Genomic DNA, 15,187 nt, shown 5'->3' with positions numbered 1-15,187 from the left:
AAAACTCAAAACATTCTAAAAACAAATTGAATACTAAGGTACTAAAATTAATAAGATTTCTACTAATGTAGAAGTGACAAATACGACTACCTATTCTGGGTTTCTTTTAAGAAGAAACTGAAGATGACTTAATAAGTTTTTCCAAAATGGTTTCATAGTTTTACAAATATCGGAAATTTATCTGATATTTTATTTTATCAATTATTACAATATGTTTTTATAAAAAAAACACTCTAAAACCAGAATCCGAGATTAAAATACCAAATACTTTGATCGGCTTCAGGAGAATAAGAATACTTTATTTCTATAGGTCCTAAAATAGTTTCCATAGAATACCCTAAAGCATAACCTGTATAGTCTGGAGATGTTATCCACTCGCCATCATCAAAAATATTATCTGCTATATTAGAATAGTTAGCTGCAATATTTAAATGGTTTTTCTTAAAAATTTCGTAATCTAAAGATAAAACTCCTTTAACAAAACTATTTCCTGAAATGGAAATAAAATCGTAACCATAAAACGATTCAAAATTATTTATAAAATCGTTTCCATAACCTCCAAGTGCAAAGTTTAAATACGGATTATCATTCTCTCCAATATTAAAACCTCCTTGTGTTGTAATGTTTGCAGTAAATTTATCTGAAAAACTATATGCATAACCTATCGTGGCTTTTGCAATTGAAAATTGATTAAAATTGTTATTAAAATCTGAAGAATATAAATACAAATGGAAGTCGCTGTCAAAAAAAATGCCTTCGTTTGGAAAATACTTATTATCGTAAGAATCGTATTTAACCTTTCCATACAAACTTAAGTAATCGCTGTTTTCAAAAACAGTCCTTTTTTCGTTGTCTCCCGTTAAAACAGTCTCTGAAGTTATTTTAAGTCTTTTATGCTCTGCACCAAGAATTAACGACAAGTCTTTGGTGAAAAGTGTTTGCAAATAAAACTGATTGGTAAGGTCTTTTAGTTGCACATCTAATTTGTTCACATTTATGGTCTCTAATTCTTCATCTGTTAATAAACCTGTTGCTGGAATGACTTTTTTAAATTGGTTATAATTAGATTTTAAACCAATACTCCAGTAAAATCCTTTATCAATATAATATTCAAAATTATATCTAATATTATCTCCAACTATAAAATCGAAAGAAAGCACATCGTTTTTAAATAATAATTGCCTCTTAGTTAAATTTACTAAAGCAGCCGTTTTATACAAATCGTCATAATGAACTCCAAGCTTGAAGAATGTTGTAATAGAACTCTCTTTTAAGGTTAGATACATATCATATCCATCGTTACTTACAGATGGTTTTAATTGATTAATGACACTTTCAAAATTATTGGTTGCTGCTAAGTTGTTTACACCATCAACATATTGATTGTATTTTAATTTAACTCTCTGTTTAAATTTTAGTTTACCTAAAATATAAGCGTCTGTATATTTTTCATTTCCTTCAATATAAATCTCGTTAATTTTAATACTGTCTACTGGTTGTATATGAACATGTTTTGCAGGTTTTTGAGTTTGCATTGAAGCAATATGTTTTAAAGCATCTATTTTTTTACCTGCAGCTTTTTCGCCATTTGAAATTATAGCTCTTCCATCACTAAAAGAGATAACGGTATAATCTGATATGTCTGGTTTTATATAAACATCTGTTTTTTTAGATTTCTCCTTCATATCATTAATCGTTCTGTAATTATTAATTTGAAGTAGTATGTCTGGAGCAGATATTAATTCTTCTCTAGTTGCTAAACCATCTTGAACATCGACACCAATAATTAAATTCATGCCTTTTGCTTTTAATTCATCAATAGGGTAATTGTTTACAACTCCTCCATCTATCAATATTTGATTGTCTATGGTTACAGGCTGAAATAAGGATGGGAACGCGCCACTTGCTGTAATAGCTAATGGTAAACTGCCTTTATCCAGAACGACAGCTTGACCAGTTTCCACATTAGTAGCCATACAAAAAAATGGGATGGGCAATTTACTAAAGTCATCTACATCGCTAACATGCAAGGTTAATTTAGATAGCAAGCTAAGCATGTTCTGACCACGAGATAAGGCTGAAGGTAATTTTATTTTAAAATGTTCAAAAGGTAAAGTAAATGCATATTTTTCTGAATTATCTCGTTCATAAAAAGTTTTTGCTGCTCGTGGTAATTCGTCGTTAATAATTTTATCGAAATTAACATCTTTAAAAATAGAATCGATATCTTTTCCTGAATAACCTGATGCATAAAGCGAGCCTATTATAGCTCCCATACTTGTTCCTGCAACATAATCTATTTTAATTCCAAGGCTATCAATAACTTTTAACACGCCAATGTGAGCTAGTCCTTTTGCGCCTCCTCCACTTAAAACCAAACCTATTTTAACATCGTCAGGTTTTTGTTCTTGAGAGAAGGTGTTAAATGAATAAACTAATAATATGATTAGAAAAAAGTATTTCATGAATTGTGATAGTGATTATATATTTTATTAGCTCTTGAAATTCCAACAACATCTTCTAACTCATCCAATTTTGCATTAGATATACGTTTTACAGATTTAAAAGTTTTTAACAGCTCTACTATAGTTTTGTCTCCAATACCTGGAATGGTTTCTAGTTCTGTGTTTAAAGCTGTTTTGCTTCTTTTATTTCTGTGATGCTCAATCCCAAATCTGTGGGCTTCGTTTCTAAGTTGTTGAATGATTTTTAAAGTTTCACTTTTTTTATCTAAATATAAGGGAATTGGATCGTCTGGATAAAATAATTCTTCCAAACGTTTCGCAATTCCGATGACTGCAATTTTTGAGCGTAATTGTAACGCATCCAAACTTTTTAATGCAGAAGAAAGCTGTCCTTTACCTCCATCGATAATAATCAATTGCGGAAGCGATTGCTTTTCATCCAACAGCCGTTTATAACGTCTATACACCACTTCTTCCATAGAGGCAAAATCGTCTGGACCTTCAACTGTTTTAATATTAAAATGACGATACTCTTTTTTACTTGGTTTCCCATTTTTAAACACGACGCAAGCTGCCACTGGATGTGTCCCTTGGATATTAGAGTTATCGAAACATTCTATATGCCTTGGTTCTTTAGTTAAGCGTAAATCGGCTTTCATTTGCGCCATAATTCTATTGGCATGTCTGTCTGGATCTACAATTTTCACTTGCTTTAATTGTTCTAAACGATAGTATTTTGCGTTGCGAATAGATAAATCTAAAATATGTTTTTTATCTCCTAATTGAGGTACAACTACTTTGATCTCTTCTCCCAAATTAATTTTAAATGGTACATAAATGTCTTTCGAGTTAGAATGAAAACGTTGTCTTAATTCAATAATTGCTAGCTCTAACAAATCCTTGTCTGACTCTTGAAGTTTTTTCTTTATCTCCAAGGTATGAGAACGAATGATGGAACCATAGGACAATTGCAAAAAATTGACATACCCATAACTTTCATCGCTTATAATTGAAAACACATCTACATTGCTAATTTTTGGATTTACAATGGTCGATTTTGCTTGATAATTTTCTAATACTTCAATTTTTTCTTTAATTATTTGAGCCTCTTCAAACTGCATAGCTTCAGAAAGTTGCTTCATTTGCTGCTTAAATTGCAATAAAGAGTCTTTAAAGTTTCCTTTTAAAATTTCTTTAATGGCGTGAATTCCTTCATTATAATCTTCAAGGGTTTGGAAATCTTCACATGGTCCTTTACAGTTTCCCAAATGATACTCTAAACAAACTTTATATTTTCCAGCTTGTATTTTTTCTTCAGACAAATCGTATTTACAAGTCCGTAGTTTATACAAACCTCGAATTAAATCCAGCAAGGTACTAACGGTTCTCATACTGGTATATGGTCCAAAATATTCGCTTCCATCTTTTATAACACGTCTGGTAGAGAACACTCTAGGAAAACGTTCGTTTTTAATACAAATCCACGGATAGGATTTGTCGTCTTTTAAAAGTACATTGTATCGAGGCTGATACTTTTTAATTAAATTATTTTCTAATAAAAGAGCATCCGTTTCTGTATTTACCACAATATGCTTGATGGTGGCAATTTTTTTGACAAGCACTTTGGTTTTTCCGTAATCATGCTGCTTCGTAAAGTAAGAGCTAACCCTTTTTTTTATATTTTTAGCTTTTCCAACATATAGAATAACCCCATCTGCATCAAAATATTGATACACCCCTGGCTCACTTGGTAAGGTTTGCAATTGTATTTCAAGCGAGGTTTTGCTCATTAACGAATACTAGGTCTTTTTAGATGTTAAAAAGTATGTTTTTAGAATGAAATAGCTTTTTAAGAGCTTTTACCAAAGGTAATTCTTTTAATTTTTTTAGTTTTAAAATCAGTCTTAAATTATTTTAAAAAAAAATAAATAAATAAATTACATCAACATACTATTTAACTAACTTGCTTCACTTTTTTAAAACTTTGAAATGGAAAAACAAATTATAGGCAGAGTTGATAAAATTGACTTTCCGAAGTTAGATTTATTTCATATTGATGCTAAAATAGATACTGGAGCTTATACTTCGGCCATACATTGTTCTGAAATCATTGTTGAAGGTGAAAAACTAAAATGTACCTTTTACAGTAAGGGGCATCCAAATTTTAGTGGCAAACAGGTCGTTTTTGATAGTTACTCTAAAACCGATGTAAAAAGTAGTAACGGTTACAAAGAAAATAGGTTTAAAATTAAGTCTGAAGTTATCATTTTTGACAAAACATATAAGATTAACTTAACTCTAAGTACCAGAGACGATATGAAATTTCCGGTTTTAATTGGTAGGCAATTTTTAAGTAAAAAATTTCTTGTAGATGTCGATGAACAGGATGTGTCATTTAAAAAAAAGCAATCCATCTAATTTTAAATATAAAAAACAAACACATGAATATTGTTATTTTATCTAGAAACCCACATTTATATTCAACCCAGAGATTGATTGAAGAAGGGAGAAAAAGAAACCATAAAGTAGAAGTTATCGATCCTTTAAAGTGCGACATTATTATTGAAAAAGAAAAGCCTAGCATATATTATAAAGATAGATATTTAGATTATGTAGATGCCATTATTCCAAGGGTTGGAGCATCAATAACCTTTTATGGCTGTGCTGTTGTAAGGCAATTTGAAATGATGGGAGTGTTTTCTATTGTGTCTTCTGGAGCTATTTTACGTTCTAGAGACAAGCTAAAAAGCTTACAGCTTTTAAGCAAAGCCGGAATTGGCATGCCCAAAACAGTTTTTACTAATTATTCAAGAGATGTTGAAGAAGTTATAGAACATGTTGGAGGGGTTCCGGTAATTATTAAATTATTAGAAGGTACCCAAGGTTTGGGAGTCGTTTTAGCTGAATCAAAAAATGCTGCAGAATCTGTACTTGAAGCCTTTAATGGATTAGAAGCTCGGGTGATTGTCCAAGAATTTATTAAAGAAGCAAAAGGAGCCGATTTAAGAGCTTTGGTTGTAGATGGACAAGTGGTAGGAGCTATGAAACGCCAAGGCAAGGAAGGTGAGTTTCGTTCTAATTTACATCGTGGTGGATCTGCTAATATTATTAAACTAAGTACAGACGAATTAAAATTAGCCATGAATGCAGCTAAAGCCTTAAAACTTCCTGTTTGTGGTGTAGACATGTTACAATCTGCACGTGGCCCACTATTATTAGAAATAAACTCCACTCCAGGGTTAGAAGGCATTGAAGGTGCTACTGGAAAAAATATTGCTAGAGCCATTATTACTTATATTGAAAAAAATAAATAAATGACTTACGCACATAAAGAATACATCACTATTCTAGGTAAAAAAATTAAAGCTGGCGAAAGTTGCGAGCTTAATTTTGGCGTTGCAAATTTACATACGTCCTCAAGCATCGATGTACCTGTTTTTGTTGAAAGATCTAAAAAACCAGGTCCTGTAGTTTTGTTTACTGCTGGCATTCATGGTGACGAAGTAAATGGAGTTGAAATTGTAAGACAGATTATTGCAAAAGGTATTAATAAACCGAAATCTGGAACCATTATTTGTATGCCAATTATTAACGTTTTTGGTTTTATAAATTTAAAGCGTGAGTTTCCTGATGGTCGTGATTTAAATCGTGTTTTTCCAGGAATTAAAAAAGGTTCTTTGGCTAGTCGTGTGGCTTTCGAGCTAACAACAGAAATTGTTACCGATGTCGATTTTATTCTAGATTTTCATACTGGAGGAGCTGGAAGATTTAATGCACCTCAAATACGAATTGCGAAAAACAACCCTAAATTAAATGAGCTAGCTAATGTTTTTGGAGCTCCTTTTGTCTTTTATTCCAAACATTTAAAAAAATCTTTTCGTAATACCAGCTATAAGCTAGGAAAGACCATGTTGCTTTTTGAAGGTGGAAAATCTTTTCATATAGACAATAATGTAACCAATACAGGTGTTAATGGAGCCAAAAGAATTTTACATCATTTTGGAATGTTACAATCAAAATTTAAAGTGTCTCCACCCAAAAAAGAACCTCTTTTTATAACAGGTGGTAAGTGGCAACGTGCTAATTACTCTGGCATGTTTAAAGCATCAGCAACTATAAGCACTAAAGTAAATGCTGGAGATATTATTGGAAATATAACAGATCCATATGGGAAGTTTAACCATTTTGTTAAGGCAAATTATACAGGATATATTATTAATGTCAATGAATCTCCTATTGTTTATCAAGGTGACGCGTTGTTTCATATCACCACAAATTTGAAAAAATAGTTTGATGCTAAAAGCCGAATTACGAAAAATTTACAAGCTAAAACGTCAAGAATTAGATTCTGAAGCAATTGAAGAATTTAGTTTACAAATTGCTAACCAGCTTTTAACCTTATCTATTTGGGATTTTTCATTCTATCATCTTTTTCTTTCTATTGAAGAGCACAAGGAAGTAAATACAGATTATATTTTAAACATCCTTTCAGGAAAAGATAAAAACATTGTGATTTCTAAAAGTGATTTTTCTACTGGAAATATGGATCATTTTCTTTTAACTGATGGAACTGTTATTAAAAAAAATAACTATAACATTCCAGAGCCTGTAGATGGAATCGAGATTTCTAATCAAAAAATTGATGTGGTTTTTGTGCCTCTTTTAGCTTTCGATTTACAAGGACATCGTGTTGGTTATGGTAAGGGTTTTTACGATAGATTTTTAGCTGAATGCAAACCAGAAACTATTAAAATTGGTTTATCATTTTTTGAAGCAGAAACCAACATCGAAGATATATTTGAAAACGATATGGCTTTAAATTATTGCGTAACGCCAAAGCAGGTTTATTCGTTTTAATTAATCTTCAGTAAACGCTTTTTTATTAAAGAAAACAAGCAATCCAAAACCTGTACTTATAGCCACATCAGCTACATTAAAAACGGGTTCAAAAAAGGTAAAATAGTCTCCTCCATAAAATGGCAACCAATCAGGTAAATAGCCTTTCCAAATAGGGAAATAGAGCATATCTACAACTTTCCCATGTAGCAATGTATCGTAACCTCCTTCCGTTGGTAAAAACGAAGCCACTTGCCCAAAACTATCATTAAACAAAACACCATAAAAAACGGAGTCCAAAATATTTCCTAAAGCGCCAGCAAAAATAAAAACAATTGCCCAAATTAATACCCTAGGACTTTGTTTTTTTACAGAATCAAATAACCAGTAACCAATCCCAAAAATGGCTACAATTCTAAAAATAGTCAAGGATAATTTGGCTGTTCTATCTGAAATAAAGGAAATAAAATCGCTTAACTTGGTTCCCCAAGCCATACCATCATTTTCTACAAAATATATTTTAAACCACGAGAATACCTGAAGCTCTTCGCCAATAACAAAATGAGTTTTAATGTAGATTTTGCTTATTTGATCGATCAATAAAATAAGGATGATGAAGAGAATGGATTTTTTTATGGTCATATTATTTCCCACGATCCCGATTTTCGGGAGGAATATTTTATATTAATAGTAGATTTTTTTTTCAAAAATAGGCATATTATTCAGTTTTGGTAACAGTAATATTCCCATTTATCGAATTTAACAAGATTTCTCGACTTCCTTGGGTTAAAACCTCTTGCTTTACATCTCCATGTTTACTTGAGGCTTGAACTGTAACCAGATTTGTTGCTACATGAATATCACCATGAATGGTATTTACTAAAAGGTTCCCTTGAAAATTTTTAGATTGAAAAGAACCATTAATTAATTCTGTAGTCACTTGATTATAGCTTCCCGTTATAAACACCGAAGCAATGTTGCTTGTAATAATAATGTTTAAATGTTCAGGAATTAGTATTGTTAATTCGATGGAAATAAGTTTATGAACACTCCTTTTATCATCATCTGCAACAAACAACGGCTGATAAACACTTGAAACCTGTAATTGATTGTTTTGTAAATGCGTTACTAAAACCACATGCTCGCTGTTTTCTCCTTCAACAAAAGATTCTATTGAAATATCTTTAGTTTTTGCTGTCTTAATTGTTATTTTAAAAACAGAACTCCCATCGATATTAATCGTTGAAACCCCTTCAGAAGAAAAAAATTTATTTGTAGTTTTTTGAGCTTGGATTTGAAACACAAAAAATAAAAAGACAATGTATAAAGATGGCTTCATATATTAAAAATTAAAACCTTTTGGTTTAAACAAAACCTATAAAAAAACGCCTCAAAAAATTGAAGCGTTCGTGTATATTAAAATGGGCTCCTTTATTATCAGGAGTTTATTGCATGTTTTTAGCTTCAATACTCAATGTGGCATGAGGCACTAACTTTAAACGATCTTTGTTTATTAGTTTTCCAGTTACTCTACAAACACCATAGGTTTTGTTTTCAATTCTAATAAGTGCATTTTTTAAGTCACGAATAAACTTTTCTTGTCTAATAGCTAATTGCGAATTTGCTTCTTTACTCATGGTTTCGCTACCCTCTTCAAACGCTTTAAAAGTAGGCGACGTATCGTCTGTACCATTATTTAAATCGTTCATGTAAGCACTTTTTATTAAATCTAAATCGTGTTGTGCTTTTACAATTTTCTCCTGGATTAACACTTTAAATTCTGCTAAATCCTTATCTGCATACCTTATGTTTAATTCGTTTGCCATGTTCTTAATGTTTTTGAATAAATAACCTCGTATTTACATCGTCAAATACAACTTCTATACCATTATTTATCTGATCAATAATTTCTAATTCTTCTGTTAAAGTTTCTGCTTTAATATACATCATATTCGCTTGTACAGCATCCACTATTTTATCATCTTTTTGAAGTTGTACATCTATCCTATCTGTTACTTCAAAACCTGAATCTTTACGTAAGTTTTGAATACGATTAACGAGCTCTCGTGCAATCCCTTCTTTTCGTAATTCTTCAGAGATAGTGACATCTAAAGCTACAGTTAATGCACCTTCGTTAGCAACCAACCAACCTTCAATATCTTGTGATGTTATCTCTACATCTTCAAGCCCTAAAGTAATACTTTTTCCGTTAATTACAACCTCCATTTCACCACTTTGCTCGATTTTTTTAATGTCTTCTGAAGTGAAACCAACAATTGTATTAGCTATCAATTTCATATCCTTACCAAATCGTGGTCCAAGAGTTTTAAAATTAGGTTTAATTTGTTTAACTAAGATATCTGAAGCATCTTCTAATAGCTCTATTTCCTTAACGTTTACTTCATGTTTGATTAATTCTGCAACTGCTAGAATCTCTTCCTTTTGTTGTTTAGAATCTATAGGAATCATGATTTTTTGTAGTGGTTGTCTTACTTTAATTTTCTCCTTAGCTCTTAACGATAATACCAAAGAAGATATTGTTTGGGCTGCTTCCATTTTGCGTTCTAAACTCTTATCTACAAAACTTTCATTAAATGTTGGAAATTCAGCTAAATGTACACTTTCAAAAGTCTCTTTTCTCGATACTGAATTTAAATCCAAATACAACCTATCCATAAAGAAAGGTGCTATGGGTGCTCCTAACTTAGCAATAGTTTCCATACAAGTATAAAGCGTTTGATAAGCTGAAATTTTATCTTGCTGGTAATCGCCTTTCCAGAAACGCCTTCTACTTAAACGTACAAACCAGTTACTCACGTAATCTTGTGTGAAATCTGAAATAGCTCTGGCTGCTTTTGTAGGCTCGTAATCTGCATAAAAAGCATCTACTTTCTGAATTAAAGTATGTAATTCTGAAAGAATCCATCTATCAATTTCAGGTCTTTCGTTTAATGGAATATCTGTTTCAGTATAACTAAAATTATCCAGATTTGAATATAAAGTAAAGAAGGAATAGGTGTTGTAAAGGGTTCCAAAGAACTTACGTTTTACTTCCTCAATGCCATCTACATCAAATTTTAAATTGTCCCAAGGATTGGCATTCGCTATCATATACCAACGAGTAGCATCAGCTCCATAAGTCGATAAAGTCTCAAAAGGATCTGTGGCATTCCCAAGACGTTTGGACATTTTCTGTCCGTTTTTGTCTAAAACCAAACCATTAGAAACCACATTTTTATAAGCAACCGAGTCGAAAACCATAGTTCCTATAGCATGTAAGGTATAGAACCAGCCACGAGTTTGATCGACACCTTCTGCAATGAAATCAGCTGGAAAAGCATTTTTCTCATCAATTAATTCTTTATTTTCAAACGGATAGTGCCACTGTGCATAAGGCATAGAACCAGAATCGAACCAAACGTCAATTAAATCTGCTTCTCGTTTCATGGGTTGTCCAGACTTCGACACTAAAACAATTTCATCTACAATGTTTTTATGCAAATCGATTGTTGCATAGTTTTCTTCGGAGTTGTTACCAATTTCAAAATCTTCAAAAATATCTTTTGAAAGAACTCCTGCCTCAACAGCTTTAGCCATTTCAATTTTCAATTCTTCTACAGAACCAATGCAAATTTCTTCTTTCCCATCTTCAGTTCTCCAGATTGGCAATGGAATTCCCCAATAACGCGAACGCGATAAGTTCCAATCGTTGGCATTGGCTAACCAATTTCCAAAACGACCTGTTCCTGTTGCTTTTGGTTTCCAATTGATGGTTTCATTTAACTCAAACATTCTCTCCTTAACATCAGTTACTTTAATAAACCATGAATCTAATGGATAGTATAAAATTGGTTTATCTGTTCTCCAGCAGTTTGGATAACTGTGTTTATATTTCTCAACCTTAAAGGCTTTGTTTTCTTCTTTTAATTTAATGGCAAGTTCCACATCTACCGAACGTTCTGGTGCTTCGCCATCGTTATAATATTCATTCTTTACATATTTACCTGCATATTCACCCATTTCTGGCCTGAATTTTCCTTGTAAGTCAACCAATGGAACAAGATTATCATTCTCGTCTTTCACTAACATTGGTGGTACTTCTGGCATTGCCTGTTTAGCAACCATGGCATCATCTGCTCCAAAAGTTGGGGCAGTATGTACAATTCCTGTTCCATCTTCCGTAGTTACGAAATCTCCTGAAATGATTCTAAAAGCATTTTCTGGATGATCGTTTGGTAACGCGTAAGGCAACAATTGTTCATAGGTAATTCCTACCAAATCTTTCCCTTTAAATTCTTTTACAACGTAAAACGGAATTTTTTTATCTCCAGATTTATAGTCTAATAATTCTGGTTTCGTTTCTACTTTCTTAAATTTTCCGTCGAACTGTTTGTTAACTAAAGACTTTGCTAAAACAACGTTAATTGGCTCAAACGTATATTGATTGTACGTTTCAACTAAAACATAATCAATTTTTGGTCCAACGGTTAATGCTGTATTACTTGGCAGTGTCCAAGGCGTTGTGGTCCAAGCCATAAAGTAAATCGTTCCTTCATTTTGTAAAAAATCTGGAAGTGAATCTTCATTGGCTTTAAATTGAGCAACAACTGTAGTGTCAGTAACATCTTGATAGGTTCCTGGCTGATTTAATTCATGCGAGCTCAATCCTGTTCCTGCTTTTGGCGAATAAGGCTGAATGGTGTAGCCTTTATACATCAAGCTTTTGTTATAGATTTCCTTTAACAACCACCAAACAGACTCCATGTATTTAGGATCGTAAGTAATGTATGGATCGTCCATATCTACCCAATAACCCATTTTTTGGGTAAGGTCATTCCAAACGTCTGTATATCTCATGACAGCTTTTCTACAAGCTGCATTGTAATCTTCAACAGAAATGGTTTTACCAATATCTTCTTTGGTAATTCCTAATTCCTTTTCAACACCAAGTTCAATGGGTAATCCATGTGTATCCCAACCAGCTTTACGCTTTACTTGGAATCCTTTCATGGTTTTATAACGAGGAAAAATATCTTTAATAGCACGAGCTAACACATGGTGAACCCCTGGCAATCCATTTGCCGAAGGAGGTCCTTCGAAAAACACAAAGGGTTTATTACCTTCTCTTGTTGTAACGCTCTTTTCAAATATGTTGTTTTCTTGCCAATAGTTGCTTATTTCATTCGCTACATTTGGCAAGTCAAGTCCTTTATATTCAGGGAATTTTGTACTCATTGTATCATTCATTCTTTTCGACCTGCGAAAATAATGATTTTTAAGAAAATAGGCATTGAATTATAGGTTTTTAAACTATAAAGTTTACCAAATCCTCAATTTTAGAAATCAATTGAATTTTAATAACCGTATTTTTCAAGGCTATTTTATTGTATTTAGAAACAAATATGGTTGAGAACCCTAATTTTTCAGCTTCCAGAATACGCTGTTCCACACGCTGTATTGGACGGATTTCCCCAGATAAACCAACCTCTGCAGCAAAGCAAACATCTTTTTGTAAAGCTTCGTCTTCATTCGATGATAAAATGGCTGCAACGACTGCTAAATCGATTGCTGGGTCGTCAACCGTAATACCTCCTGTAATATTCAAAAAGACATCCTTTGCGCCCAACCTAAAACCAGCTCTTTTTTCTAAAACAGCCAATAGCATGTTCAAGCGTTTGGCATTAAATCCTGTGGCAGAACGCTGTGGCGTTCCATAAACAGCAGTGCTAACCAGGGCTTGCACTTCTATCATTAACGGACGCATGCCTTCTAGAGTTGCGGCTACGGCATTTCCTGAAAGCTCATCGTCTTTTTTGGAAATTAATATTTCACTTGGGTTTGATACTTCCCTTAATCCTGAACCTTGCATTTCGTAAATACCTAATTCGTTAGTCGATCCAAATCGGTTTTTGTTGGCTCTAAGAATTCGGAACACATGATTTCTGTCGCCTTCAAATTGTAAAACCGTATCGACCATGTGTTCTAAAATTTTTGGTCCTGCAATGTTACCATCTTTGGTTATATGCCCAATTAGAATTACTGGAGTTGCAGTTTCTTTTGCAAATTTTATTAGTTCTGTAGTGCACTCTTTTATTTGAGAAATGCTTCCTGAAGAAGACTCAATATAATCGCTATGTAAAGTTTGAATAGAATCTATGACAATGATGTCTGGTTCCAGATCCTCAATTTGCTTGAAAATGTTTTGAGTTTTTGTTTCGGTTAAAATGTAACAATTACTACTATTTGGATTGATGCGTTCAGCACGCATTTTTATTTGCTTCTGGCTTTCTTCACCAGAAACGTATAAGGTTTTATAAGGTAATTTTAAAGCTATTTGAAGTAATAAGGTACTTTTTCCAATACCAGGTTCGCCTCCCAACAATATTAATGAACCAGGAACAATACCACCACCAAGCACGCGATTAAATTCTTGATCACTTGTTGCCATTCTAGCATCTTGAGAGGCGTCAATCTCATTAATTAATAAAGGTTTTGAAACTCTTTTTGATGCTGAAGTTGGCGATTTCCAATCGCTTTTTTCTGCTTTCTGAATCACTTCCTCTGTAATGGTATTCCACTCCTTGCAAGCCGTACATTGCCCTTGCCATTTAGAATATTGTGTGCCACAATTTTGGCAAAAAAAAGTTGTTTTTACTTTAGCCATGTTTACCTTCCGAGACATCGGAAATCTTTAATTAATAACCGAAATCTGCTTTAATTTCATCTGCTTTCTCCAAAACTAAATCTTTTGTAATACCTCCAATTTCTTCTAAAACATAAGCGGATTGATAGGTTTTCATTGCTTTTTTTGGTTCTCCAGTTTCTTCATAAAAACGAGCTAAATAATAGCTTCCTAACATGGTTTCAGGATACTGTTTTCTAGCAATTTTACCCAGATCTTCAAAATACGCATACTTTTCCGTTTTTTCAATAGCAGCTTCAATCGCTTTAAAATCGTTAATAAGAATTTGTTTATCAATACCAAATAAATCCAGAATGGTTTGATACTTTTCTTCTAAATAAGTTACTGGAGACGATTCCAGTTTTAATATGGTGTCTTTATATTCCTTTTTACTGATAGGTTGATATACAAAAAAGATTTTCTGCAATGCGTCTGGAATGATATAAGCCGGTAAAGAATAATGTGAAGGTTCTTCTAGTTTTTTAAAATTATAAAGAATATTCTTGTTGTCTATTCCTGAAATGGCAGTGTTTAAAGCTTCTGTATTGGTTTTTATGGATGCAACATCATTATCTGAAGTTGCTAAATAATAAAATATTTTAGTCTGAAATTTACTAAGCTTTTCAGGAATGTAGGCAGTCATATCTGGTGCTAAATCTGGGCTAATAGCTATGTAAGCTTTGAATAACGGATCACCTTTTAATAAATAATAATTGATAAAATTAGCCGTTTCTCCATGTCCAATTGCTACTCTAAAGCTTTCTGTTCTATAATTTTTTTCTATATGAGGAATTAATTCCATACCTATAAATTCGAAAAAAGCTGCACCTGATTCAATAGGCAACGAGTTTTGTTCTGAATAATACACATCATTATTTCTAGTATCTATCTGATTAACACCTACAACAATAGCATCTGGCATGTCGTCCCAATAGGAATAATAATCGACATTTCCAGCTACTGCCTCAAACATATAATCGCCATCAAAAACCATAATTATGGGATATTTTTTATCAGGATGATCATCGTAACCTCTTGGTAATTGAATTTTTACTTCTCGCGTTTCTGCTAATTTTGCAGAATTAAACGGTTCGTAAATAACTTGTGCTTTTATAAATTGAACACAAACAAAAAAGACTAGTAGGTAGATGTATTTTTTCATTTTAACATGGTTAAGGATGCCATGCAAGGTAGTAAATTACCA

General features: G+C 32.6%; 12 protein-coding genes. 4 read left to right on the top strand and 8 right to left on the bottom strand.

Translation table 11 applies throughout. The annotated features are described in order from the left end of the window. Positions 1–233 precede the first annotated feature (233 nt). Positions 234–2,465: a patatin-like phospholipase family protein gene (locus ACI5KZ_RS07215; RefSeq protein WP_109308305.1), complete on the bottom strand. Its 2,232-nt coding sequence runs from the start codon at positions 2,463–2,465 to the stop codon at positions 234–236. Next, the gene (gene uvrC / locus ACI5KZ_RS07210) at positions 2,462–4,255 is read right to left on the bottom strand and encodes an excinuclease ABC subunit UvrC (protein ID WP_406847313.1); all 1,794 of its coding nucleotides are present in this window, start codon (positions 4,253–4,255) and stop codon (positions 2,462–2,464) included. The genes ACI5KZ_RS07215 and uvrC overlap by 4 nt, the downstream gene beginning before the upstream one ends. Before the next feature lie 199 nt (positions 4,256–4,454). Between uvrC and ACI5KZ_RS07205 the strand changes: the two genes are divergently transcribed. The 4 genes from ACI5KZ_RS07205 to ACI5KZ_RS07190 are packed head-to-tail and all read left to right on the top strand — an operon-like array spanning position 4,455 to position 7,322. Next, positions 4,455–4,883, top strand: a complete 429-nt coding sequence (locus ACI5KZ_RS07205; protein WP_406847312.1) for an ATP-dependent zinc protease — start codon at positions 4,455–4,457, stop codon at positions 4,881–4,883. A gap of 23 nt (positions 4,884–4,906) precedes the next feature. Continuing rightward, complete coding sequence (gene rimK, locus ACI5KZ_RS07200) at positions 4,907–5,779, top strand: 30S ribosomal protein S6--L-glutamate ligase (RefSeq protein WP_109308717.1); 873 nt, start codon at positions 4,907–4,909, stop codon at positions 5,777–5,779. Next, positions 5,780–6,754, top strand: a complete 975-nt coding sequence (locus ACI5KZ_RS07195) for a succinylglutamate desuccinylase/aspartoacylase family protein (protein ID WP_109308302.1) — start codon at positions 5,780–5,782, stop codon at positions 6,752–6,754. 4 nt (positions 6,755–6,758) lie between these two features. After that, positions 6,759–7,322, top strand: coding sequence for a 5-formyltetrahydrofolate cyclo-ligase (locus ACI5KZ_RS07190; RefSeq protein ID WP_109308301.1), 564 nt, complete (start codon positions 6,759–6,761; stop codon positions 7,320–7,322). On the opposite strand, the gene ACI5KZ_RS07185 is transcribed toward ACI5KZ_RS07190, so the two are convergent. The 6 genes from ACI5KZ_RS07185 to ACI5KZ_RS07160 all read right to left on the bottom strand — a co-directional run bounded on the left by ACI5KZ_RS07185 (position 7,323) and on the right by ACI5KZ_RS07160 (position 15,145). Next, a complete protein-coding gene (locus tag ACI5KZ_RS07185; protein ID WP_109308716.1) occupies positions 7,323–7,943 on the bottom strand; it encodes a lipoprotein signal peptidase in 621 nt (206 codons plus the stop codon). It lies immediately after the preceding gene. A gap of 76 nt (positions 7,944–8,019) precedes the next feature. Then, positions 8,020–8,640, bottom strand: coding sequence for a hypothetical protein (locus ACI5KZ_RS07180; protein ID WP_406847311.1), 621 nt, complete (start codon positions 8,638–8,640; stop codon positions 8,020–8,022). A gap of 106 nt (positions 8,641–8,746) precedes the next feature. Then, positions 8,747–9,127, bottom strand: a complete 381-nt coding sequence (locus ACI5KZ_RS07175; RefSeq protein WP_406847310.1) for a TraR/DksA family transcriptional regulator — start codon at positions 9,125–9,127, stop codon at positions 8,747–8,749. Between the two features lie 4 nt (positions 9,128–9,131). Next, positions 9,132–12,536, bottom strand: coding sequence for an isoleucine--tRNA ligase (gene ileS, locus ACI5KZ_RS07170; RefSeq protein WP_406847309.1), 3,405 nt, complete (start codon positions 12,534–12,536; stop codon positions 9,132–9,134). A gap of 70 nt (positions 12,537–12,606) precedes the next feature. Further along, on the bottom strand, positions 12,607–13,965 hold the full coding sequence (gene radA / locus ACI5KZ_RS07165; protein ID WP_406847308.1) for a DNA repair protein RadA: 1,359 nt from the start codon (positions 13,963–13,965) through the stop codon (positions 12,607–12,609). A 31-nt stretch (positions 13,966–13,996) separates the two neighbouring features. Further along, the gene (locus tag ACI5KZ_RS07160) at positions 13,997–15,145 is read right to left on the bottom strand and encodes an alpha/beta hydrolase (RefSeq protein WP_109308297.1); all 1,149 of its coding nucleotides are present in this window, start codon (positions 15,143–15,145) and stop codon (positions 13,997–13,999) included. Positions 15,146–15,187 lie beyond the last annotated feature (42 nt).

The sequence above is a fragment of the Xanthomarina sp. GH4-25 genome (genome assembly GCF_045363175.1).
Lineage (GTDB): Bacteria > Bacteroidota > Bacteroidia > Flavobacteriales > Flavobacteriaceae > Xanthomarina.
Note: the sequence above shows the minus strand (reverse complement) of the source record. Positions and strands in the feature narration are given on the sequence as shown.

Coding starts and splice junctions, on each gene's coding strand:
- ACI5KZ_RS07175 (WP_406847310.1), bottom strand. CDS start 9,127: ATGGCAAACGAATTAAACATAAGGTATGCAGATAAGGATTTAGCAGAA.
- rimK (WP_109308717.1), top strand. CDS start 4,907: ATGAATATTGTTATTTTATCTAGAAACCCACATTTATATTCAACCCAG.
- ACI5KZ_RS07215 (WP_109308305.1), bottom strand. CDS start 2,465: ATGAAATACTTTTTTCTAATCATATTATTAGTTTATTCATTTAACACC.
- ACI5KZ_RS07185 (WP_109308716.1), bottom strand. CDS start 7,943: ATGACCATAAAAAAATCCATTCTCTTCATCATCCTTATTTTATTGATC.
- ACI5KZ_RS07180 (WP_406847311.1), bottom strand. CDS start 8,640: ATGAAGCCATCTTTATACATTGTCTTTTTATTTTTTGTGTTTCAAATC.
- radA (WP_406847308.1), bottom strand. CDS start 13,965: ATGGCTAAAGTAAAAACAACTTTTTTTTGCCAAAATTGTGGCACACAA.
- uvrC (WP_406847313.1), bottom strand. CDS start 4,255: ATGAGCAAAACCTCGCTTGAAATACAATTGCAAACCTTACCAAGTGAG.
- ACI5KZ_RS07190 (WP_109308301.1), top strand. CDS start 6,759: ATGCTAAAAGCCGAATTACGAAAAATTTACAAGCTAAAACGTCAAGAA.
- ACI5KZ_RS07205 (WP_406847312.1), top strand. CDS start 4,455: ATGGAAAAACAAATTATAGGCAGAGTTGATAAAATTGACTTTCCGAAG.
- ACI5KZ_RS07195 (WP_109308302.1), top strand. CDS start 5,780: ATGACTTACGCACATAAAGAATACATCACTATTCTAGGTAAAAAAATT.
- ACI5KZ_RS07160 (WP_109308297.1), bottom strand. CDS start 15,145: ATGAAAAAATACATCTACCTACTAGTCTTTTTTGTTTGTGTTCAATTT.
- ileS (WP_406847309.1), bottom strand. CDS start 12,536: ATGAGTACAAAATTCCCTGAATATAAAGGACTTGACTTGCCAAATGTA.